Source organism: Halobacillus halophilus DSM 2266, assembly GCF_000284515.1.
GTDB classification, from domain to species: Bacteria; Bacillota; Bacilli; order Bacillales; family Halobacillaceae; genus Halobacillus; species Halobacillus halophilus.
In genome coordinates this window covers 230,961-254,019 of record NC_017668.1, presented here as the reverse complement: position 1 = coordinate 254,019, position 23,059 = coordinate 230,961, and the positions used below count along the sequence as shown (strand labels likewise).

At 43.1% G+C, this 23,059-nt stretch carries 17 protein-coding genes and 1 other annotated feature; of the genes, 9 read left to right on the top strand and 8 right to left on the bottom strand.

The window, feature by feature from the left end; genetic code table 11:
* Nucleotides 1–11: 11 nt before the first annotated feature.
* A complete protein-coding gene (locus HBHAL_RS01350) occupies nt 12–446 on the bottom strand; it encodes a DMT family transporter (protein ID WP_014641526.1) in 435 nt (144 codons plus the stop codon).
* Nucleotides 447–1,294: 848 nt separating this feature from the next.
* On the opposite strand from HBHAL_RS01350, the gene HBHAL_RS01345 reads away from it, so the two are divergent.
* Entirely contained in the window at nt 1,295–1,669 is a 375-nt protein-coding gene (locus tag HBHAL_RS01345) for a hypothetical protein (RefSeq protein WP_014641525.1), read from the top strand.
* Between the two features lie 69 nt (nt 1,670–1,738).
* Here the strand turns inward: HBHAL_RS01345 and HBHAL_RS01340 are convergent, their stop codons facing one another.
* The 4 genes from HBHAL_RS01340 to ileS form a co-directional block, all read right to left on the bottom strand.
* Nucleotides 1,739–3,061, bottom strand: a complete 1,323-nt coding sequence (locus HBHAL_RS01340) for an aspartate aminotransferase family protein (protein WP_014641524.1) — start codon at nt 3,059–3,061, stop codon at nt 1,739–1,741.
* A 12-nt stretch (nt 3,062–3,073) separates the two neighbouring features.
* The gene (locus tag HBHAL_RS01335; protein WP_014641523.1) at nt 3,074–4,477 is read right to left on the bottom strand and encodes a YjiH family protein; all 1,404 of its coding nucleotides are present in this window, start codon (nt 4,475–4,477) and stop codon (nt 3,074–3,076) included.
* A gap of 278 nt (nt 4,478–4,755) precedes the next feature.
* On the bottom strand, nt 4,756–6,117 hold the full coding sequence (locus HBHAL_RS01330; protein WP_014641522.1) for a sigma-54 interaction domain-containing protein: 1,362 nt from the start codon (nt 6,115–6,117) through the stop codon (nt 4,756–4,758).
* A gap of 257 nt (nt 6,118–6,374) precedes the next feature.
* Nucleotides 6,375–9,464, bottom strand: a complete 3,090-nt coding sequence (ileS, locus tag HBHAL_RS01325; RefSeq protein ID WP_014641521.1) for an isoleucine--tRNA ligase — start codon at nt 9,462–9,464, stop codon at nt 6,375–6,377.
* Between the two features lie 106 nt (nt 9,465–9,570).
* Nucleotides 9,571–9,799, bottom strand: a binding site (T-box leader).
* Between the two features lie 97 nt (nt 9,800–9,896).
* On the opposite strand from ileS, the gene HBHAL_RS01320 reads away from it, so the two are divergent.
* The 6 genes from HBHAL_RS01320 (at nt 9,897) to HBHAL_RS01295 (ending at nt 15,283) form a co-directional block, all read left to right on the top strand.
* Nucleotides 9,897–10,790 carry a class I SAM-dependent methyltransferase gene (locus tag HBHAL_RS01320; RefSeq protein WP_231853969.1) on the top strand — a complete coding sequence of 298 codons (894 nt, stop codon included), beginning with the start codon at nt 9,897–9,899 and terminating at the stop codon, nt 10,788–10,790.
* A gap of 108 nt (nt 10,791–10,898) precedes the next feature.
* Entirely contained in the window at nt 10,899–12,227 is a 1,329-nt protein-coding gene (locus tag HBHAL_RS01315) for a cytochrome ubiquinol oxidase subunit I (RefSeq protein ID WP_014641519.1), read from the top strand.
* 34 nt (nt 12,228–12,261) lie between these two features.
* Nucleotides 12,262–13,287 (top strand): cytochrome d ubiquinol oxidase subunit II, encoded by a 1,026-nt coding sequence (locus HBHAL_RS01310; protein ID WP_014641518.1) that lies wholly within the window; start codon nt 12,262–12,264, stop codon nt 13,285–13,287.
* Between the two features lie 172 nt (nt 13,288–13,459).
* Nucleotides 13,460–14,404, top strand: coding sequence for a glutaminase A (gene glsA, locus HBHAL_RS01305; RefSeq protein ID WP_014641517.1), 945 nt, complete (start codon nt 13,460–13,462; stop codon nt 14,402–14,404).
* A gap of 16 nt (nt 14,405–14,420) precedes the next feature.
* Nucleotides 14,421–14,867, top strand: a complete 447-nt coding sequence (locus HBHAL_RS01300; protein ID WP_014641516.1) for a DUF4385 domain-containing protein — start codon at nt 14,421–14,423, stop codon at nt 14,865–14,867.
* An 83-nt stretch (nt 14,868–14,950) separates the two neighbouring features.
* Nucleotides 14,951–15,283 (top strand): hypothetical protein, encoded by a 333-nt coding sequence (locus tag HBHAL_RS01295; RefSeq protein WP_041601140.1) that lies wholly within the window; start codon nt 14,951–14,953, stop codon nt 15,281–15,283.
* A 76-nt stretch (nt 15,284–15,359) separates the two neighbouring features.
* Here the strand turns inward: HBHAL_RS01295 and HBHAL_RS01290 are convergent, their stop codons facing one another.
* Genes HBHAL_RS01290 through HBHAL_RS01280 form a run of 3 tightly spaced genes read right to left on the bottom strand, consistent with a single transcriptional unit; the run spans nt 15,360 to nt 18,424 of the window.
* Nucleotides 15,360–16,346 carry an NAD(P)/FAD-dependent oxidoreductase gene (locus HBHAL_RS01290; protein ID WP_014641515.1) on the bottom strand — a complete coding sequence of 329 codons (987 nt, stop codon included), beginning with the start codon at nt 16,344–16,346 and terminating at the stop codon, nt 15,360–15,362.
* A 15-nt stretch (nt 16,347–16,361) separates the two neighbouring features.
* Nucleotides 16,362–17,372 carry a FecCD family ABC transporter permease gene (locus HBHAL_RS01285; RefSeq protein WP_014641514.1) on the bottom strand — a complete coding sequence of 337 codons (1,011 nt, stop codon included), beginning with the start codon at nt 17,370–17,372 and terminating at the stop codon, nt 16,362–16,364.
* Nucleotides 17,369–18,424: a FecCD family ABC transporter permease gene (locus HBHAL_RS01280; protein ID WP_014641513.1), complete on the bottom strand. Its 1,056-nt coding sequence runs from the start codon at nt 18,422–18,424 to the stop codon at nt 17,369–17,371. Before HBHAL_RS01280 ends, HBHAL_RS01285 begins: the two co-directional genes overlap by 4 nt.
* A gap of 192 nt (nt 18,425–18,616) precedes the next feature.
* On the opposite strand from HBHAL_RS01280, the gene HBHAL_RS01275 reads away from it, so the two are divergent.
* Nucleotides 18,617–19,585: an iron-hydroxamate ABC transporter substrate-binding protein gene (locus HBHAL_RS01275; RefSeq protein WP_014641512.1), complete on the top strand. Its 969-nt coding sequence runs from the start codon at nt 18,617–18,619 to the stop codon at nt 19,583–19,585.
* A 1,319-nt stretch (nt 19,586–20,904) separates the two neighbouring features.
* On the top strand, nt 20,905–22,719 hold the full coding sequence (gene ltrA, locus HBHAL_RS01270; protein ID WP_041601139.1) for a group II intron reverse transcriptase/maturase: 1,815 nt from the start codon (nt 20,905–20,907) through the stop codon (nt 22,717–22,719).
* Nucleotides 22,720–23,059: the final 340 nt, after the last annotated feature.

The window sequence follows — 23,059 nt, the reverse complement described above, 5'->3', positions numbered from 1 at the left end:
GTATGAAAGAATTAATTTTTAGTATAAAGCAAAATAGCAATAATCATGAGAGCCATTCCAGCTATTCTTTGACCATCCAGCGGGATCTGTTTCATACCAAGCCAGCCGAAGTGGTCGATAAGTGAGCTTGCAATAAGCTGAGCAGATATTAGCGTAAAAATAGCAGCCCCTACTCCAATTCTAGGTACAGCTAAAACCATGGTCGAAACAAAGAAAGCTCCCAGCACCCCTCCTAGAAGCTGCCATTTCGGAACTTGAAACACATTAACGATATTCCCTTTCCCGAAAAAAAGCATAACTAAAAATAAGACAACTGTTCCTACTAAAAAGGAGGTAAATGCTCCTTCAAACACGCCAATCTTCTGCCCGAGTCCCCCATTTACTGATGATTGAACTGCAACTCCAATACCGCCAATAAAAACAAGTAACATTAACAGCAAATGCATAGCTTACTTCTCCCTCCATTCTCAATCAGTATATATAAGCTCAATTATTTCAAAATCTATGCAGGAGCTCAACTTATTGAATTCATATATAAATATTCTGTTTATTCTGAATCTTGATTTTTAAAGAAAAGCTCCCGTTTGTTTAAGACTCGATTTCGAGATAATTGGTTCCTTTACGTTAAATGGAGGAGGGCTGGTGGGGAAATAACTCGCTTTCCTATGGCCCTACATGACGTGGGGTCGATCGACGTTGCCACAGGACGTGGCGACTTTAGTCGATCCTGCTTATTACCAGGAGCTTCCTCGCTCGTTTCACTCCCTGCGGGATCTCACCTAGTCCCTTCTCCCATGGGAGTCTCGTCATTTCCCCACCAGCCCAACTCGATTTAGGGGAACGGACCCTTCCAGAAGAAAAAGGTTCTCCACCTTACTCTAAATGAAATGCTTTCACGACAAGATTTGTGGGTCGTTACATCCTGAAAATAGGCACAAAACTACATGGTCTATTTCATCTTCAATCAAGTAATGTTTGAAGTCGTTTCAAGCATCTGATTTGGCACGGTCCGGAGGGGGACGATGAAGACTCCTGTGGGATACACATGATTGGTAAGATCCCGGAAGGCGAAGCCTGAGGAAGCTTACCACGTGCTTACGGAAAGCGAAATCTCCCCCCCGCAGGACCTCCACCTCAAACAAATATCTCGAAACTGAGTCTTCCACAATCCGGCCCGTTAGTTTAATATCATTTTGCTTAAAATTCAATAAGAGCTTCTTATGATCAATAGTAGTTGAAACCCTTTTCTTATGTAATCGTACCTATTATTAAGGATTTAATAGAAGGGAGACAAATGCTTCATATGTTTATTGTTTATATGCTCTTGTTCTTTCTAGTTTTTGCTCTTATTTTTGTTATCGGTAATTTAGTAACGGTTAATTATAAAATTACCGATAATGAGCTTAAGCTTAGCCGAGTGTTCGGCTGGGATACGACTCGTCTCCCCATTCAAGAAATTGATATGATTTACGAGGTCAATTTGAGCCAAATTCCTAAAGGAGCTATTCAAATCGGTACGCCAGATAGAAGTTATAATGGATTGGTATTTAAAATGAAGACCGGCAGAAAATACTTGGTTCACATTAGAAACTGCGGCAAATTGCTTGGTAAATTGAAGACTGAAAATCCAACCATTGAAATGGATATTTCCAGAGAGTTTTGGTACTAGCTGCTATTCTTTTTGCTTTAATTTTGATCCTAGCAAGAAAGCCTGAGCAATATGCTCAGGCTTTCTAGTTTATGAACCTACATATGTTTTTTTCTGTTCGAACTCATATACGGCCTCTTCAAATACGGCCAAGCCTTGATCAATCTGCTCTCTGGTAACGATTAGCGGAGGAATCATGCGGATAACCTCCTGATGCTTCCCGCATAAATAGAACAGAACACCTTTTTCAAGGGAAGTGTCTAATATATTCATCATTCCAGCTCCATCCGGATTCCCTGTTTCAGGGTCGATAATTTCTATTCCAATCATGAGTCCTACCCCCCGGACCTCGCCGATGACTTCATGCCTTTCTCTTATTTCTTTTAACCGTCGTAAGGCGTATGCTCCGAGTTCTCTTGAATTATCGATTAGATGTTCCTCTTCCATTACATCCAGGGTAGCAAGCGCTGCTGAACAGGCAATAGGGTTTCCCCCGAACGTGGTACCGTGAGTCCCCATCGGCCATTTACTCATCAATTCCTTAGAAGCAACCGTAGCACTTAGAGGCATGCCTGAAGCGATCCCTTTAGCAATCGCCATAATATCTGGGGTAACTTCAAATGTTTGAGCAGCAAACCACTCCCCAGTTCGTCCGAACCCTGTCTGGACCTCGTCAAAAATTAAGAGAATACCATGTCGGTCGCAAATTTCGCGAACCTTTTGCAGCCAGGCTTTAGGAGGAATAATGTATCCGCCTTCTCCAAGGACTGGCTCCACAATCATGCAGGCGACTTCTTCCGGTGTTACCTGATGATCAAATAAAAGCTCTGCCTCTTTTTCGAGTTTTTCCGCACAGTATTCCCCTTCATCCTGCCCCTCTGGACACCCTGAGCTGTCAGCGTAAGGCAGCTGATAAGTCAGTCCATTAGGCTGCAAAAATTTCCGATATTTACTTTTCGAGGTGCTGACTCCAAGCGCCCCCAGCGACCTGCCGTGAAAACAGCCGGTAAAGGAAATCGTGTAAGGGCGTTGAGTCGCATATTTAGCTAATTTTAAAGCTCCCTCTATGGCCTCCGTACCACTGTTTGCAAAAAAGAAACAATCCAGATTTCCGGGTAATTTCTCTTTTAACCGATCAGCAACTCTGAGAATAGAATCATACATAATTACTCCGGAAGGTCCATGCATTAAGTTATCTGCACTATCCTTAATAGCCTGAACGACTTTCGGATGACGGTGACCGGTATTAGCTACAGCAATACCCGAGGTGAAATCCAAATACTTCTTACCATCTGTTCCGTAATAGTAACATCCTTCTTCCTTTACTACCGGTAGATTGGGGTGGTCTTTTGCCATACTCGGGGCTAGTAAATCAGACATGCGTCCATATAGATCCTCAAATGATGAATTCATATATTTCTCCTCCTAAAAAATAAAGTGGGCAATTATTACGATAATGGGAAGGGTAATCACTGTGCGCTGCAGGAAAATAACAGCAAGTTCCCCTACTGAAATTGGAATCTTAGATTTAACTAGGAGTATGCCAATCTCAGACATATAAATGAGCTGGGTTAGTGAAATGGCTGCGATGACGAATCGTGTTAATTCGCTTTCTATCCCTGAGCCAATGACAGCTGGAAGAAACATATCAGCAAACCCGACCAGCATAGCCGGAGCTGCCTGGGCAGCTTCAGGTATTTGCATCCACTGAAGGACAGGTACAATCGGTAAGGACAAATAGTTAAAAAATGGTGTGAATTCAGCTATAATTAAAGCAATTGTTCCAAGTGCCATCACCAATGGAATCAATGCAAAATAGATATCGAGAACCGTTTGTACTCCTTGCCGTGCTACATGTTTCACACCTTTAACTTCGGAAGCTTTGCTAAGAGCTTTATTTAACCCCCATTGAAAATTGGACATTCCTTCAGGTGTATCTTCTGAGATTCTCATCCCTGTACCCTCATAATAAGTATCCGCTTTTCTTGATAACGGTGGGATTCTTGGACAAATGAAAGCAGCCACCAGACCGGCTATAACCACGGTCAAATAGAAAGGTACAAAGAACTCTTCTAAACCTATGAAGCTGATCACCACTAAACTAAAAGCAATTGAGTTAATCGAAAAGTTCGTTGCAATAGTAGCAGCTTCCCGCTTTGTATAATATCCTTCTTCATATTGCTTGGTGGTAATTAAGACACCTACGGTTCCCGCTCCCATCCAGGAGGCTAAAGCATCAATAGAAGAACGGCCCGGCAGCTTAAATACTGGCCTCATTACTTTACGAAGCATTGTCCCTATAAAATCCATTAAGCCGAATTCCATTAATAAAGGCATTAAAATTCCAGCAAACAAAAACCAGGCAGCGAGAACAGGGACGAGAGAATAAAGCATAGTGCCACCGGTAACATCAGAAATGATAAACTTCGGTCCAACGGCAAAAAGAGTCATCAGAGCAAATACAGCTCCAATTATTCTCGTGACCATCCAAAACGTGTTCACATCAAATAGTTGTTTTATGAACGGTTGATCGATGATAAATTTTGGCTTCACCGTTTTCGCTACGACTGGAAGGATAGCCGAAACCACTAGAATTCCTGTCATTAAACTTGGGAGAATCGGCTCCAGATTTGCCTGTACAGATTCTGCCATAATGCCGACGCCAATCGTAATTTTTCCGCCGTAAGGAATAGGGAATAAAAACAATAACACGCCTAATAAAGAAGGAACTATAAACCAAAAATAACTTCGACTGGAGTGCCGCTTCCCATTACCCTGTTGCTCATTCCATTCCTCCGATTGAAAACTTTCTTTTTGCTTAACCTCCATCGCTTCCACTCCTTAAAATTATTTAATAAGGTTACATTGAAAACAACCTATCGTCTAAGACAAATCTCTCAGCCACTCTACACCTTTGTACTAGCTGGACGAGCTGATTCCTGGAACACTCCTCCACACAACACCTCGAAAAGGCTTCTTCCACAATCCCCTTTAGTCGAAGATCACGTTTAAGAGAAATCGGCCACGACCTCTAACAAAAACTAATAAAAAAAGGCAAAAGACTACAGTCTCTTACCTTTGTAACATGCAAGTATCGTGCCAATTTATTATTTAATTCTGTATTTTTTGAGTTTTCTAACTACGGTAGGCTGGCTGATGCCCAGTGCTTCTGCTATTTTAGTCGTTGTATGAAATTTTTGTTTCGCTTGTTCCAGTCTTTCTTTTTCTACTTTTTCCATGGTCATAGCCAAGGGTTCCTCAAAATTATTCATTTCTGAATAGGAAGAAATGATCTGCTGATAGGATTCAGGGAGATCGGAAGGAAGAATAATAGTGTCCTGCGAAGTAACGACTAATCTTTCCACCAGATTCATAAGCTCTCTTACATTCCCTTTCCATTCCAATTTGTTCAATTCATGCAGTACATCTCGATCTAACACTTTTTTTCTTTTATAACGGGTCGTAAAATGCTCAAGAAAGGATTGGAGAAGCGGGGTAATATCTTCTTTTCTTTCCCTTAAAGGAGGAATCGTTAAAGGAACTACATTCAGCCGGAAATAAAGGTCTTCTCTAAACAGCTTTTGCTCTACAGATTCTTTTAAATGCTTATTTGTTGCACTAATCAGGCGGAAATCGGAATGAATTTCTTTACGGCCGCCTACTTTATAGAACTCTTTTTTCTGAATTAATTTTAGTACCTTTACTTGATTGGCCAGGGATAACTCTCCTACCTCGTCCAGAAACAAGGTTCCGCCAGAAGCCAGTTCAGCAAATCCCTTCCTTCCTCCTTTAGTAGCCCCCGTAAAGGAGCCGCCTTCATAACCGAACAGTTCTGCTTCAAATAATGAATCCGGGATCGCTCCGCAGTTTACTTCAATAAAGGGGCCGCTTGAACGCTCGCTTTTTTCATGCATCATTTTTGCTAGCTCTGTCTTGCCTACCCCAGACTCACCTAAGAGAAGAACATTTACGTCTACACCCGCCACCTGACTGGCTGTAGCGAGGACTTTGCGCATTTGTTCACTTTTAGCAATAAACTCTCCCTCATTCTGCTGCTTTAACCGAGTAAGCTCATCTCTTACACGCTCCATCTCAACCGTCATCTCTTCCATTCCGGCCTTGATTTCCATTAATTCCGTTACATCATGCGAGTAGCTGACTACACGTACAAGCTCACCGTCATTATTAAAAACGGGCAAAGCCGTAACCAGCAATTTCTTACCACCCTTAAGGGTTTGAACAAAAGTCGCTCTCTCTTGCGACTCCACGACTTTTGGCGTAGCAAGAGGAGTAAAGAGTCCTTCTTTTTCCAGATCATAGACGGATCTGCCCATCAGCTCATCTGCATTAATATCATATACTGCCCCAGTGCCTTCGCTTACTTTTACAATAGTCCCGTCCGTTTTTGTGACGAGAATATCTTCCTGGAGCGAATGAAAGATCGTTTTATATTCATCCCACTCTGTCATATCACCACATCACCCTCATTATTCAAATTTGAATATAAATTCAATTGAATTTTACTCACTCCTAGGAAACTGCTTGCAATCGTTATTCATAAGTGAATAATAGTTACTCTAAGGTTAACATAAGACTACCCAGAATGATCGAATAGTTTGTAAATTTATCACCCTTTCACTTATATAAGATGGTAAGCTCGTTTTTGTCCTATTAAAAAGACCTGGCACGAGGATACCTCTGAGCCAGGTCTTTTATTTATACTTATTTATTTTTGAAGCGCGACTCTTACTTGGCTTTCGCCAACCGTAAAGTCTTTCATGTTATCCGTTTCTCCTACTGTAAGGTTCTTCACGAGTACATTTTCACGAATCAATGCTTCATTTTGCTGGATGGCTTTCTTCACATCTTCATCGCCATCAAGAGCAATATTGACGCGAAGATCAATTGGAAGATCCTGCTGTTTCCGATCATCCTGAATGACACGGATCACTTCGCGCGCCAGACCTTCAAGGCGAAGTTCTTCAGTGATCGTTGTATCAAGGATCACGTGGAAGTCCTGGTTGGATCCCATAGACAAGCCGGAATCAGCTACGCGTTCTACGTTTAGTAGATCCATCGGTACTTCAATTTCTCCGTCTCCTGTTGGTACCACGACTTTCCCATCGTTTACAACCTTAGCTGCTTCTTCATCCGAAAGCTTTTCAAGGTAGCCTTTCACCGCTCCTACATTCTTACCGAGGACAGGACCTGCCGCACGGAAATTCAGTTTCACTTCATAACGGACAAGATCATCAGAAGACTGCTTAACGACCACTTCTTTGACGTTAATTTCATCACGGATGATGGAATTGTATCGCTCCAGTGCTTTTCCTTGTTCAGGGTTAACAGGAATGACAACTAGTTCAGAAAGCGGCTGCTTCGTCTTAATCGCTTCGGTATTACGTACGCCGCGAGCCAGTTCAACTACTTGAAGGACGGCATCCATATCCTGTTCAAGCTGATTGTCTGCCTGATTGTCATCCACTTTAGGGAAATAAGCCAGATGAACACTTTCGCCTGTTAGGTTGTGATGGATATCATCAGCCACAAATGGAATAAACGGTGCGAGCAGCTTACTTAAGTTAACCAGCACTTCGTGCAAGGTATGGTAAGCCGCTTTCTTGGATTCAGTCATCCCTTCCTGCCAGAAACGATCACGGGAACGACGAATATACCAGTTACTCAACTCATCGACATATTTCTCCAGCTCTTTAGCACCTTTTGTAAAGTCATAATGATCGAGAGCCTCGGTAACCGTAGCTGTAACACTATTCAATCGGGCGAGTACCCAGCGGTCCAGAAGTGTTTTCTCTCCCGCTTCCTTCGCGTCGAACTCGTAACCATCAATATTTGCATACAGCGTATAGAATCCGTGCGTATTTACAAGCGTATCAATCACTTTGGATTTAGCTTCCACAACAACGCGTTCTGAAAAGCGCTTGTTGTTCCATGGAGCACTATCAGCAAGGAGAGCCCAACGGAAAGCATCCGCTCCAAATTTATTCACGAGATCCATTGGGTCAAGGGCATTCCCTTTACTCTTCGACATCTTACGACCTTCTTCATCCAGGATGTGGCCGGTAGAAAGCACACGTTTGTAAGGGGCTTTCCCTGTAAACAAGGTCGAAACAGCAAGCAGGCTGTAGAACCATCCGCGGGTCTGGTCAATTCCTTCACAGATGACATCTGCCGGGAATTGCTTCTCAAACTGCTCTTTATTTTCAAATGGATAGTGCTGCTGAGCAAACGGCATGGAGCCACTGTCAAACCAAACGTCGATAACTTCAGGGACACGGTTCATCGTTCCTTCACACTGATCGCATTTCAACTGAACACGATCGACATATGGCTTATGAAGCTCTACATCTCCGATATCACCGATCGCTTTTTCCTGCAGATCCGCCTGACTGTGCGGTGCATACTGGTGATTGCAGGAGTCGCAGATCCAGATAGGTAACGGTGTACCCCAGAAACGGTTACGTCCAATATTCCAATCGACCATATTTTCAAGGAAATTACCAAAACGGCCATCTTTAATATGGTCTGGATACCACTCCACTTGCTGGTTATTTTTCAGGAATTGATCTTTCAGTTCTGTCGTTTTGATAAACCAGCTTTCGATTGCGTAGTAAAGCAACGGAGAGTCACAGCGCCAGCAGTGAGGGTAACTGTGCTCATACTTTTCTTTATGGAAAAGAAGACCTTCGTTTGCCAGGTACTTCACAATGTCAACGTCACAGTCTTTTACGAATCGTCCTGCAAACGGAGGAATATCTTCCGTATAACGTCCCTGACTGTCCACCACGTTAAAGAAAGATAGATTGTGTTCGTTTACTAAAGCGTAGTCATCTTCACCATAAGCAGGAGCAATGTGTACGACACCTGTACCGCTTTCTGCGTTAACGAAATCTGCTTCTACCACAAAGTGGCCACGCTCTGGTTGAACAAATGGGAATGGCGCGTCATATTCTACTCCGGTAAACTCACTGCCTTTATGAGTAGATAGAACTTCGTAGTCTTCTCCCATATTTTTCTCAGCCAGTGCTTCAGCAACGATATAAACTTCGCCATTCTGCTTCGCTTTCACATAAGTAAGGGCAGGATGTACAGCAAGCGTTACGTTAGCCGGAAGGGTCCAAGGAGTTGTCGTCCATCCCAGGAAGAACTCATTTTCGGATCCTTTCACTTTAAACTTAGCTGTTGCTGACAGATCTTTAACATCTTCATACCCTTGAGCAACTTCGTGCGAACTAAGTGTGGTCTGGCAGCTTGGGCAGTAAGGGGTAACACGGTGCCCTTTGCTTAATAAGTCACGTTTATGAAGGTCACTCAGGATATACCAGACACTTTCAATATATCGGTTCTGAAGCGTTACGTACGGATCATCCATATCCAGCCAGTAGCCGATGGACTCCGTAAACTCTCTCCACTGCTTCTCGTAGTTAAAGACACTTTTTTTACATTCTTCAATAAATTTCTCTACACCGTACTCTTCGATTTGCTGTTTTCCGGAAATACCAAGCTGCTTCTCTACTTCAAGTTCAACAGGGAGACCATGAGTATCCCAGCCGCCTTTCCGAAGTACCTGATAACCTCCCATGGTTTTATAGCGAGCTACGAAGTCCTTAATAACACGGCCCAGTACGTGACCGGCATGCGGAAGTCCATTAGCTGTTGGAGGCCCTTCATAGAATACAAACGTTTCCGCACCCTCTCGTTCATCCATTGAACGATTGAATACATTTTCAGCGTTCCAATAGTCCTTGACGCGATTCTCGCGGTCTACTGCTGCTTCTTTCGTATTAACACTGCGCATTCGTTCCACCTCTTACCCTTTTTATTTTTATCTCGATAAATTCATCAACCATAGACTCAAGGGGAAATCCCTTTTAAAATATAAAAAATCCGCCCCTGCTCATAAAAACAGGGACGGATGTAGATCCGCGGTACCACCCATATTCCGCGCAGCAATTGCACGGCTCTCGGTTCATAAAACGGATAACGGCCGTCTGCCGGTTCCACCTACTCTACCCTTATTTCAGCGAAACTTCTCAGAGATGATCTTCAGCTCTAACCTGTCATCGCCTTGCAGCAAACAGCGACTCTCTGTGGACAGCCTTTACAGCCTACTCTTCTCGTCAACGAAAAAATACGTAGTTTCTCCATATCGTACATGGAAATCCTTGAATTGTCAAAGGATCTTCACCCACCATCCTGCCCATTTTTCGGAGGGTTTATACGACTTAACATGGCAGCCGTGTTCTTTGATTCATTTTACTTATCAGGTTGGATTAAAATACAGTATTATCGCTTTTACCATCTGGAGAGTACACTAATAACAAACCAGAAAGAAGGTGGCGGGATGTCTGAAGAAATGAAAAAAAGGGTGCAATCTACCTTTTCTAAAAACAAAGAAGCTTATGTAAGCAGCGCTACCCATAATAACCAGCAGGACTTAAACTTAATTACGGAATGGCTGAACCCTGAACCAAATTGGAAAGGTCTTGATCTGGCGACTGGCGGCGGGCATGTAGCCAGGGAAATGAGCCGGTGGATGGATCATGTTGTCGCAAGCGACCTTACCAAAGATATGCTGCAAAACACAGCCCGGCACTTGAGCGATATAAAAAACCTTTCCTATATTGTTGCGGATGTATCCAGCCTCCCGTTTCTTGATGAAAGCTTTGATGTAGTCTGCTGCCGAATTGCTCCTCATCACTTTTCAGACCCAGAGAAATTTATAAAAGAAGCTTATCGGGTACTGAAACCCCGGGGATTATTTTTGATGATCGATAATACTGCCCCTGAGGATGATCACCTCGACCTTTTCTACAACACGTTCGAGGAAATGCGTGACCCCAGTCACCACCGTGCCTGGAAAGTCTCAGAATGGAAAACAATGATTCAGCCTGCAGGATTTCAGCTAAAAAGAGAGATGAAGCGCAAAAAAACACTGCCTTTCCGGGATTGGCTTGAGCGAACCCTTCATGATAAAAACAGTCAGCAGCTTGTGGAAGAATATTTCCTTAAAGCGGGGCCTCAAGCCTCTTCCTATTTTTCCTTTGTCCTTAAAGAAGGTAGCATGGAATCTTTTTCAATTGATGAATGGATGGTTCTCTGTCAAAAGCATGACACTCACTAACTTAGTGGGTGTCTTTTTTGTATTCTGCCGATCGAAATTCCATATTTTCGTATATAAATAGAGATTAAGGAAATAAATGATGGATAGTTATTGGAGGTGGAATATTTCATGGATATCGTGGTTATGGCCCGCGTATTGTTTGGGTCTTCCTTAGGGTTTCATATTATCTATGCCACAATCGGTGTGGGACTCCCTGTGATGATTATCATCGCCGAAGTTCTGCATTACATTAAAAAAGATTCCGATTATGCACTGATGGCAAGAAGGTGGACGAAAGGTTTCGCTATTATACTTGCGGTTTCAATTGCTTCCGGTACGATTGTCGGTGTTCTTATATCATTGCTTTTTCCTAATTTCATGGAAATTGTCGGACAAGTCATTGCCCTGCCTTTTCAGATGGAAATATTCGCATTCTTAATCGAAGCTGTTTTCATGTCGATCTACTTATATGCAGCTGATCGGCTGCCGCCTGTTTTAAGATTTATCAGCATAATATCGGTTGCTCTTGGTGCCACCGCTTCGGCAATTCTAATTACAGATGTCCACGCGTGGATGAATACACCCGCCGGTTTTAATATAACCCCTGACGGAAGTGTGACGGATGTCGATACATGGGCTGCTTTCTTTAACCCGAGCTTTGGGGTGACAGCCATCCATGTAACTTTATCTGCTTATATGACAGTTGCTTTTATCATTGCTTCCATTGCTGCTATCCGTTTAATGAGAAGAGGCCTCTCAAGCAAAGAACGCAATTATCATAAAAAAGCTCTGACTATTGCCTTGTACTTCGGGGCCATCATGTCCCTGGGTACTGCGATAAATGGACACGAAACGGCTCAAATGCTTCATGAATATAACCCGCGTAAACTCGCTGCCGCTGAAGGTTTATTCGAAACCACCCGCTATGCGCCTTTATCCATTGGAGGCTATACATCACTGGAAGACCAGCGGGTCAAATATGCCGTAGAGATTCCATACGCTCTCAGTTTTCTGGCTGGAGACCGCTTAGATACAGAAGTTCTCGGCCTGAACGAATTTCCTGAGGAACTTTGGCCCCCTCTGTATGTACATGTCCTATTTAATGTCATGGTCGGTATCGGATCGCTTTTAATTGTCGTCGCTTTTTTCGCTATATTTTGGAAGCATGTGCTAAAAAGAGAATTTCCAGGATGGCTTCTGGCCATTCTTGCAGTCAGCGGACCGCTTGCGATGATTGCGATTGAAACCGGCTGGTGCTTCAGCTGTATTGGAAGACAGCCCTGGACCATAACAGATGTGCTTCGAACAGGCGAAGCCGCAACTAAATCTAGCAGTGTCAGATTTTTACTTGGATTATTTTTAACGCTGTATATCACTCTATTATTTATTACCGGTTTTGTATTGCGATCCTATTTTAAGCGGAACCCTGTAAGCAAAGACCTGGATGCAGCGCATTAAATCCACGTTTACCTATAAAGGAGCTGATTAACCTATGGAAGCCTCGACGCTCGCCATTACGATATTATGGAGCTTACTCTTTATCTACTCCATCCTTGGATCCCTGGATTTTGGAGCAGGATTCTGGGGAATGATTTACGGAAAAAATGATCAGACCAGTGCTTCGCAAATAGCGAACCGCTTTTTATCCCCTACCTGGGAAGTTACAAATGTCTTTTTAGTCATCTTCGTTGTTTCCGTTGTTACGTTCTTCCCATTTGCAACAACTTTACTTGGCAGTATCCTGCTTGTCCCCGTCGGAATTGGGCTGCTGCTTTTGACGATTCGAACAACGTTTATGGTGTTTGAACACCACACTCAAAAGTACAGGGAGCTTATGCGTCTGACCTCAGGATTTTCCGGGTTAATTATTCCCGCACTTCTTGTAAGTATCTTACCGATCACACTCGGTGGATTTGTGGATTATGAAAATGATCTGCCAGTCCTTCATTACGCTGAGCTGCTTACTCATCCAACCTTGTATATGCATATTGCATTTGGTCTTTCCACCGAGCTATTTATCTCAGCCGTTTTCCTTATGGATTATTCCAAGGAAGCAGATGATTGGTCAGCTTATCAGACATTTCGCAAGCATGCGATTTGGCTCGGTCCTGTGTCGATCGCTATTGCTATGTTAACAATTGGGACATTCCCGTCCGAAGCAAATTGGATCGTAGAGAACATCGAGGATAACTGGCTGTGGTTTGGATTATCTGTGTTCTTTTTTATCATTGGGTACACTTTGTTATTTATTAAAAAACGGGACGGAGTGCGCGGCTGGTCAAGGTTTGCTGTTACAGCTATCATTCTCCAATATGGAATTGCCATCTATGCTTATGGTTCAGCACACCTCCCTTATCTCGTCTACCCGCATCTCACCGTTACAGATGGATTCACAAATCCATCAACCTTCTATCCGATGCTGATTGTGTACGGGGTTGGATTTGGAATTTTGATTCCTGCCTTTTATCTGTTCTGGCGCCTGTTCCTTAAAGATAGACGCTACCTTAAACAACCTTAACCAACTTTACTTTAAATAAAAGGCACCTCAGGTCATCCATTATCTGGATGACCTGAGGTGCCTTTTATTTACTTTTTTTATACTATTGAGCATTAGAGGGTGCTAATTGGTTTATCCTTTCCATTTATAAGGGAAGTAGGTAGAGATGAATAACAGGTAAGGAGAGAACTACATGCAGAAACTCACTGAAGAATATCTTGAAGATGCTATCGAAGACAGCAAACCCTATGCTTCCTCAGGTAAAGTAAACATGGACCTTCCCAATTTTGATGAAACGATGAAGGACCTTCTAGGTGTGACCATCATAACGAATGAAGGAGAGTCTTTATCAGCAGGTGATCACCATCATTATATTCCCATGCAGAGCACCTCGAAAATCATCGGTCTAATGCTCGCCCTGCAGGATTTTGGCAAAGATCGTGTTTTCCAGACAGTGGGGATGGAACCGATGGGGGATTTTTTTAATTCCATTAGTCAGCTTGAATCTTACGATACCAGCAAACCCTTTAACCCGATGATTAATGCAGGTGCCATCGCTACTGCTGCATTAATCAAAGGGAAAAGTGTAGAAAACCGGTTTAATCGCTATTTTGACTTCCTTAAAAAAATTACAAATAATAACGAATTGCAAATGAGTGAGGAAGTGTACCAGGCGGAACGTGCCAATAGTGCCCGTAACCGTTCTCTGGCTTATTTCATGCAAAGTACAGGAACGCTCGTTACCAGTGTGGATGATGCACTCGAGCTATACTTTCGGATGAATTCGGTCATGATGTGTTCGGAGGATTTTGCGCGCGTAGGCGCATTCCTGGCAAGAGGTGGAATGACTTCCGAAAGTGAAGAACGATTAATTCCTCCTCATCACCTTCGCACTGTCAAAGCTATTATGATGACCTCAGGTATGTATAACTCTTCAGGTCACTATGCTGTAGAAGCTGGTTTTCCTTGTAAAAGCGGAGTATCTGGCAGTATTATCGGTGCTATTCCAGGCCGAATGGGGGTTGGTGTCATTGGACCAGCCATCAGTCCAAAAGGCAACAGTACCGCAGGCGGAGCCCTCATAAAAAAACTGTCTCAGGATCTGGAATTAAATATGTTCGGAGTTGAAAATACGTAATGAAGGAGAAATTGCTTTGCCATTCGATTATTCCATAGACTTTAAAAATACAGATTTCCGTAAGAACCCGGACAAATATAGAGTAGGGCGAGGAGAACAGGGCGTCCTGATGGTCGAACCCTACAAAGGGGAGATCCTCCCCCACTGGCGCTTTAAAACTCCTGAAATAGCCAGGGAATCATCAGAGAAAATCTATCAAATGTTCTTAGAATACAAGAAAAATGATGACTTCGTCGGCATGGATATGGCACGGAAATTTCTGCAGATGGGATATACACGCTCCCGCCGCTATGCAAATTATAAAGGGGGTAAAAAGTACGATAAAAATGGTGAGATTAATGAACGGGATATTGATAAAGAAAAAGCAAAATCAGCCGAGGTATTCGAAGAAAAGTGGATCCAGGCAAGGGAAAATGAAGAATACTTGAAGAAGAAAAAAGAACACCAAAAATCATACGGGTAATATTGACTTTTCGAGCGGGGAAACATAAGATATCATTAACCCGACCAACAAGGTCGGAATAATGATGCAAAGGAGAGAAACAAGTGAAACTACTCTCACTTTGGATGAGCCTTTTCTTTATGCTCACTTCTTGGATTTTAGGATTTTATTTTATCTCCATCTTATATACACCAACTATTATTATCCCATTCCCTAATCATTTTCTATGGACAAACGAATACAAAGGTTTGTTAGGATTGACTACTATCATAACGATACTTACGATCCCTTTTTTAACCTACTATTTTAGTAAGCGAAAATCCGTTGTTCATACTCGAAAATGGTCTGCAATCGCTCTAATTAACCTTACCGCCTGGCTTCTAACGATTGGTGCCCAATTAAAGATCGTTGCCTATAATTTGGGCATCTGCCATTAATTTTCCCCTAACTAAAAAAACCGAAATGAGAGATTCCGCAGGAAAAGGTTTCTCTCATTTCGGGTTTTTGTCCGGGTTAATCTTTCGCATGTTTATAAATAACCGTACTATACACCTGCGCTTTTGCTTTAGGATCCAGGTACATGGCTGCACTATTTACGGCTGTCATTGCTTCTGAAAATCCAGAAGCGATCAACATCGTCTTACTTGGATAAATAGCCGCGTCGCCTGCTGCAAAAACCCCATCGATAGATGTGCACATATCCGTACCAACAGGAATCCTTCCTTTTTCTGTTTCAAGGCCCCAGCTGTCATACAGGCTTTTCTCTATATTCAGTCCTTCATAGACTAAAATGTGCTCGACCTCCAATTCGGTTCCGTCCTGTAAAGTAACTCCTGTGAGCACTTGCCCGTCACCTGCTAAATCTTCTACCTTTTGATTCCTATGAACGTGAACGGATGACTTTTCAAGAGTTTCTATATCCTGTTCATACACGGCCTTAAATTCTTCGCCACGGTTAATTAAATGTACTTCCTCTGCAACTTTTTCAAGCGCAAGCGCCCAGTCGATTCCAACTCGGCTTTGAGAGATAACAGCTGCTTTTTTTCCGGCGTACTGATTTACGTTTTGAATAGTATAGTGAATGCACCTGTCATCATACTGACTACTGCCCTCTACCTGAAGAGGTTCCATTTCGAATGTCCCCATACCTGAGGCAACAATAACGGTTTTCGAAAAATGCTGCTCACCACTTGCTGTTGTCAGGATAAAGGATCCATCCTCCTGTTTATTAATCGTCCGAATCTGTTCGCCTGTAACGATAACAGGCTGGACACTTAACGCCTGGTTTTCCACCTCGGTCACGAGATCTTCTCCCCGGACCCCGAGAAACCCTCCTACATCATAAAGCTTCTTTTCAGGGTAGAAGAAAGCTACTTTCCCGCCCAGATCATGGTGATATTCAATGACTTTTGTTTTTAAACCGCGCATGCCACTGTAAAATGATGTATATAAACCTGTTGTTCCTCCGCCAATAATCGTTACATCAAACATTTCGTTCATAATTGGTCTCCTCTTCTAATGGGTTTTCATTAGTAAATATATAAAGTAAGGGGTGCTCACAATGGTTACTACGATACCAACCGGTATTTCGGCAGGAGCGATCAAGTTCTTTCCTACTGTATCCGCTGCTAGCAAAATCAGCGCACCTATTAAAGCCGTAACAGGAATTAACGTCTCGTGTTTTGGTCCCATTAATCTTCGAGCCAGGTGAGGGGCTACCAGTCCAAGAAAAGCAATGCCGCCACCAGCAGCTACGCATAATCCGGCAAGCGCAACAGCAAGCGCCAATAAAACCCTGCGTTCCCTTTCCACGGCCGCCCCCAGACCTGTGGAAATCTGATCGCCAAGATTCAAGATATTCAGAACTGACGCTTTGTACATGGCATATACAGTCAACAAAATGATCCACGGAGCCAAAGCGGCAACAAAGTCCCAGTTACCTCCCCATATATCCCCAGCAAGCCACACCATAGCCTGAGTGAAATCCTGAGGGTTCATCTTCACTTGAAAAATAATTAAAGCTGCGCTGAATCCTGAATTCACCCCGATACCAACAAGAATTAACCGAACAGGATTAATCCCTTTTTTCCAGGCTAATAGGTAAATCAGAAAAGCAGCCAGAAAAGCCCCTGCCAGTGCAAAAAGGGGCATGGCGTAAATACCAAGGCCACTTAATTTGGACATCGAACCTTGAAAAAAGAAAATGTAGACAATAATAGCAAAACCGGCTCCTGTGTTAATTCCAAGAATCCCCGGGTCCGCAAGGTCATTCCGTGATACCCCTTGAAGAATGGCGCCTGAGACCCCGAGGCCTGCACCGATTAGAAGAGCAAGCACCATTCTCGGCAGACGGATATCAAATAACACCATTTCCTGCGTGCTGCTTCCACTCCCAAGAAGCGTACGAATGATTTCCATTGGAGCTATGTTGACGACACCCATGTTTAAGCTGAATAGAAATAACAAAAATATACTAACTCCTAGTATAGAGACAACCCAGCCAAAGCGGCTCTGCTTTTTATTCATTCCATCCCCCTCCCCTCTCCTCGAGCAAGGTAAAGAAAGAAAGGAACACCAATACACGCCGTGATGGCTCCTACAGGAGTCTCAAAAGGAGCGTTAACGAGCCGCGCTCCAATATCCGATAACACAAGAAGCAATCCTCCGAGCACAGCCGATACTGGAATAATCAACCGATAGTCCGTGCCTACTAAAGCCCGGGTCATATGAGGAATAACTAATCCAACAAATCCAACCGTCCCTGCAACAGAAACAGCAGCTCCTGTTAAAAGAAAAACAACCACAATTCCTAAAGACTTTACGACGAAAGTGTTTTGCCCGAGTCCTTTGGACACATCTTCTCCTAAACTAAGGATTGTGACCGCTCTTGAGAGAAGTAATGCAAGTGTTAAACCCGCAACTCCAACAACTAAAAGAATTTTCACAGACAACCAGTCTGTCGCCGTTAACCCTCCGGCGTACCAAAAACTCATTTGCTTGGCCACCTGAAAATGAAGAGAGATGGCAGAAGATAGAGAACTCAACATGCCACCTACTGCCACACCGGCAAGGGCAAGTTTTACAGGGGTCAAGCCGCCTTTTGAAAAAGACCCTACACCGAATACAATAAGTACAGCGAGTCCCGCCCCTATGAAAGCTGAAATGGTCATCCCCAGATTCGTCATAGTCGGGAAAAACACTAACGCAATGATAAGAGCAAAAGCAGCCCCGTGCGTGACCCCCATAATCGAGGGAGAAGCCAGCGGATTTCTAGTTAATCCCTGCATGACAGCCCCTGAAACAGCAAGAAAGCTGCCCACTAGAGCAGCGCCAAATGCACGAGGTAAACGCAGTTCACGGATCACCTGATGATTTGTGACTCCTGGATCAAAAGCGAATATAGAGTCCCATACCGTTTTTAATTGTATGTCGGTTACCCCTAAAGAAACGGATAGTCCAAGAGACAGGAATAATCCAGCAATAGCCAGCAAAAATACAAGTCCAGCCTGGAAGAACTTCAAGGTTAATCCTTCTATATCTTTTTTATTATTTTTATTTCGCTCAACCTCTTCGCTCACGGCAGTAAATCCTCTCTATCACTAGCATCAGTTTATGTATCTATTTAATTAAAATTGAGAATCATTATCACTACGTATTATATCGATAATATTCTAGTAGTTCAAGTCAGGTGCAGCAGGTTTTGCCTTGACATTTTCAATGAAAATGATTATCATTATCGGGTATTAGACTATCATTTTAGGAGGAAAGTCATGCTTAGATCAAAATCCCTTTTGTTATTCAGTCTATTGATCATGCTTACTGTAGTAACGGCATGTAATAATAATGAAGACACTACGTCCTCTGAAGAAAACTCTTCAGACCAAAATCAAGGTGAACAATCAAACGAAGAGCGAACGTTAACTCATGAGATGGGAGAAGTAACCATTCCTTCCAATCCTGAACGCATTCTCGCCCCTTACTTAGAAGATCCTTTAGTAGCTCTTGGAGAGCAGCCCGTGGCACAGTGGTCGATTGGTGACACAGTTCTCGACTACCTACAGCCTCAATTAGAGGGGGTTCCCAAAATAGCCTGGGATCTGCCATTAGAACAAACCATTAACCAGGATCCAGGTTTAATCTTATTCAGCGGTCCATCCGCTCTGCAAAATGGTACGTATGAAGAATACAGTGATATTGCTCCGACCTACGTATTCAGTGAAGAAAACAGTTCAGATTGGCGCAAGCAATTAACCCAAATGGGCGAAATTCTTGGTAAACAAAAAGAAGCCGAACAGGCACTGGCTGATTTTGACCAAAAAGCAAAGGAAGCTAAAGCAAGTCTGAAAGAGTCCATAGGTGACGAGTCAGTTGCATTCGTATGGGCTTCAGGTGAACAATTCTATGTTTTCGAAAACACTCGTTATGGTGCAGAAGTTCTATACAACGACCTTGGCGTGACAGAGCCTGAGTTTATTAAAAACCTTCCGGAAGCCGAAACGCAGTGGAATCCAATCGCATTAGAAAAACTAGGGCAGATGGATGCTAACCATGTCTTTTTAATTGCTCAAGAGGGAGAAGCCGGGTTGGAAATTCTTAATAATAGTTCCGTATGGCAAAGCACCCCGGCTGTTGAAAATGACCAAGTCTATCAAATGAACGAACCTAGTCACTGGACAATTGATGGCGTAATTGCCCATGGCATGACTATAGATAAGGTTACAGAGACACTAACACAATAAAGAATGAAAAAAGTGTAAACGTAGATGTTTACACTTTTTTATTGGTTCTGTTAAAGGTTATGTTCAATTTTAATCAGAAAAGTTATTACACAATAGGGCCGGATTGTGGAAGACTCAGCTTCGAGATATTTTGCGTCCGTTACTTAATATAGAGAAGGGATGGCTGCGGAAACAACTCGCTTTCCTGCGGGGAACTGGCAAGCCTCCTCGGTCGCTTCACTCCCTGTGGGGTCTCGCCTAGCTCCTTCTCCCGCGGGAGTCTCGTCGTTTCCTCCGCCACCCTATGATGGAAGAGTGAACGGACCCTTCTATAGACGATAGAGGGGTTCTTGATCCGCCTTAAATGCTTCTATAGCGGGAATGATCTACACGTACACGCTTATTGTTAGAAGTTTATCTCCATCATAAAACGGCGCGTTTCGAGCAGAGATTTCGAGCTCCATATATCGCAAGGTCCGGAGGGGGACGATGAAGACTTCTGCGGGATGAACATGATCGGTGAGATCCCACAGGGCTGTTAAGCCCGAGGAAGCTCAGCACATGCCCGCGAAAAGCGAAATCGTCCCCCGCAGGACCAAATTCTCACAAAAGTCTCGAAATCAAGTCTTCAAGAAACGGGAGCGCGCGACAAGTTCTGCTATAAGCGCTTTTCAGCGTGAAAGGCAGGAAGTTTATTTGATTAAATTTTAACTGTACAACGGAGGATGGGAATGAAGGATCCATGTTTCCTGAAACCATCCCGTCAACACTTCTGCATGCGTTAAGACGGACAGGTCTTAGGGTGTGAAGCACAGGTAGATTGGGCAGAACGAAGGCTGAAGCCATTAGGTATGCTGACGGATATGCCCCACGGCTGAAAAACTAGATAGGATGAGAATCGTTCTTTGAGATAGGAACTGACGAACTTCCGAAGGTAAGGGTCTAAAGTTTCGAACGTAAGGAAACTTACGTGGTCATCTTACGATGACGTGAGTGGTGTGGAGTAAAACTGCCCCCTCTGAAAGACGCTATACCGAACGATGGCGGTATCGAGCTCACAGGCTTAAAGGAAGCATCTACGTTTAGTATGGATAGCTACGTTGTATGGTACTTGGAAAGCAAGGGACGTTGAATCAAGGGCTGTCACCCGAAACGGTTGCTATAAAGTTATGCTGAAAAGCATTTATCCTTGTGAAGGTAGGGGAATGACTGGTGAAACTTCTGTAATGGAAGTGGAGGAATAGCCCCAAGTCTAGAGTATGAAACGATTATTTTCCTAACGTGAATGGCACCGATCGGGTAGGAACGTGGGAACATCACTCCAAAGGAGGGATGCCACAGTGTCAACGCTGCGAAACTGGGATTATTATAATATGACGGAGACCTTTACGGATCTTCATGAAAAAGCGAGTCAGGGAAATACGTTCTCTCATTTATATGAAACCATCATATCGAGAGAAAACATCCTGCTCGCTTTTCGCATGATTAAAACCAATAAAGGTTCTAGAACACCAGGAACCGATGGGAAAACCATCGATGACATGAAAGAGCTCTCCGAAAATGATCTGGTAAATGAAGTCCGAAGTAAACTTCAAAACTATCACCCGAAGAAAGTTCGAAGAGAATGGATTGAAAAAGAGAACGGAAAATGGAGACCCCTTGGGATTCCATGTATCTTGGATCGAGTGATCCAACAATGCTTCAAACAAGTTCTCGAACCGATTGTAGAATCTCAATTCTTCAAACATAGCTACGGTTTCAGACCTCTCCGGTCTGCTCATCATGCTATGGCAAGAATACAGTTTCTGATTAACCATAGTCAACTTCATTACGTGGTTGATGTAGATATTAAAAGCTTCTTTGATAACGTAAATCATCGTCTATTAAAGAAGCAACTCTGGAATATTGGCATCCAAGACCGAAAGGTACTGGCATGTATTTCTAAAATGATTACATCAGAAATTGATGGTGAAGGTGTGCCCGATAAGGGTTCGCCACAAGGTGGAATTTTATCTCCCCTTCTTTCGAATGTTGTCTTAAATGATCTAGACCAATGGGTTGCCGACCAGTGGGAAGTATTTCCCCTGACGAAATCCTACAGTTCAGATGATGCCAGAAGGCGAGCGAGAAAACAAACGAATTTGAAACAAGGATATCTGGTCCGGTATGCGGATGATTTTAAAATTCTATGTCGGGATGGAAAGACAGCGCAAAGGTGGTACCATGCGGTACGTCTGTACCTCAAAGAGCGTTTGAAACTGGATATCTCACCAGAGAAATCTCAAATTGTAAACTTAAGAAAACGAGAATCGGAGTTCTTAGGGTTCACCATTCGTGCGAATAAAAAGGGTAAGAAACGAGTGGCCCATACTGGGGTCGTTACTTCAAAAAGCGAGAAAATCAAACAGGAAGCGAAGAAACTCATTCGAAGAATGAAAGCTTCGCCTTCTACTGAGAATATTAATCGTTATAATAGCTTTGTTCTAGGACTTCACCAATACTTTAAGCGAGCGACTCATGTAAGTCTCGTGTTTTCACGTCTTGCTTACGATCTAAAACCATTTCTAGTGAACCGTCTTCGACCGGTTGGAAAGCTAGAACATCCTTTTAAGCCACCTCCTTTCTATAGGAAGACCTTTAGCTTAGGAACGAAAACGATCAATATCAATGATACGTATCTATTCCCCATTGGCAATGTGAAAACATTCCATGCGATGAGCTTCAGTTCAAAGCTTTCGCTTTACACAAAGAAGGGTAGGGAACAGATACACAAAAGTCTCCGCCCGGATATCCAGAAAGAAATTGGACATTTAATGAAGTCTTCTCTACCGAAACGAAGTATTGAATATCTGGATAATCGTATTAGTCGATATAGTATGAAGATGGGAAGATGCGAAATTACAGGCAAATACCTCCATGCACAAGACGTTCACTGTCACCATTACGTGCCAAAGAACCAAGGAGGGTCCGATCAATTTCAGAATCTCCGTATTCTTCATAAGGATATCCATCGACTTATCCATATGAAAGATATAGAGAAGATAAAGGTTTATCTTGAACGATTACCACAGAATCGATTGATCTTAGACAAAATCAATCAATACCGAAAGGTATGTGGGGTGGAAGGGATCGTTGCATCCAGTCTCGAAGAGTAACATAGGAACTTATAATGTAGTACATACCTTTAGATGGAACGCCGAATGCTGGGAAACTAGCACGTTCGGTGTGGAGCAGGGGAAAAGCCAGAGATAATCTCAAACGCTTACCTATTGCTAACTTTCCTTAAATAAATACTCAAGTTTAGCAGATTTGTTCATTACAATCCGTACACCTTTTTGGCCTTTTACCCTAATCAAATCCTGATACTTTATAACTGTATAAATAAGTAATTTAGATATGACTTTTGACCCTTTTTATGATAGAGAACACATTAAGTGAGGTCCTAAAGCAGGAGGTTCGTTTCAGAAGTCGAACATTATCATAATATGACGAGTA